This window comes from Xanthobacter sp. BG11Y11_SDJG (genome assembly GCF_057364445.1).
Map to the genome: position 1 here is coordinate 1 of NZ_JBNFNU010000805.1, position 756 is coordinate 756.

At 75.9% G+C, this 756-nt stretch carries 1 protein-coding gene and 1 pseudogene; one reads left to right on the plus strand and one right to left on the minus strand.

Annotated elements, in window-relative coordinates; genetic code table 11:
• Nucleotides 1–361: pseudogene (locus AC2W7M_RS26640) on the minus strand (cobalt-precorrin-5B (C(1))-methyltransferase); the annotation flags it as partial.
• Nucleotides 362–423: 62 nt separating this feature from the next.
• Here AC2W7M_RS26640 and AC2W7M_RS26645 point away from each other — a divergent pair.
• Nucleotides 424–756, plus strand: a 333-nt coding sequence (locus AC2W7M_RS26645; RefSeq protein ID WP_486136206.1) for a nucleotide-binding protein, incomplete at its 3' end; no start/stop codon positions are given.

Sequence of the window (756 nt, forward strand, 5' to 3'; positions counted from 1 at the left end):
CGGGCTGACGCGGTGCCGACCCCTCCGCCCGCGCGGACGTGCGCCGGCGCCCCGGCGTGCCGCGTCGCACCGTGGCGAGCACCAGGGCGCCGTGGGTCACGTCCGGGTCGTCGCCAGCATCCTTGACGATGCCGGCAGTGGCGCTCTCCTCGCCCAGGTCCTGCCGCGCCAGAGCGAAGGCGGGCCGCGCCCCGCCCGGAAAGCTGAACCTCCACCGGATCCGGAAGGCGCCCGTCACCAGGGCCGCGAACGCGGCCTTGGCGGCACCGGCGGCGCAGGTGCCCGTGGTCCAGCCGCGCCGCAGATGCGGGCCGCCGGGTTCCGGATCGGACGGGCCATCGGATTCGGGCGCAACGCTCATGGCCTGAGTGATAGGCCCGAAGGCCCTGCCTTTGAAGGGCCTTCGGCCGGCGGGACCGCAGCATGAGCGCGCGCGGCTTCCTCATCGGCGCGCCCCGCTCGGGCTCGGGCAAGACCACGGTGACGCTGGCGCTGCTCGCCGCCTTCGCCCAGCGCGGTGTGAAGGTGCGGGCGGTGAAGACCGGCCCCGATTACATCGACCCCGCCTTCCACGCCGCGGCTACCGGCCGGGAGGGCCTCAACCTCGACAGCTGGGCCATGCCGCCCGCATTGCTCGACGCGCTTGCGGCCGAGGCGGCGCAGGGGGCCGAACTGCTGGTGGCCGAAGGCGCCATGGGCCTGTTCGACGGCGTTCCCGCCGCGCCGCGCCGCACCGGGGCGGGAGCGGACGTGGCG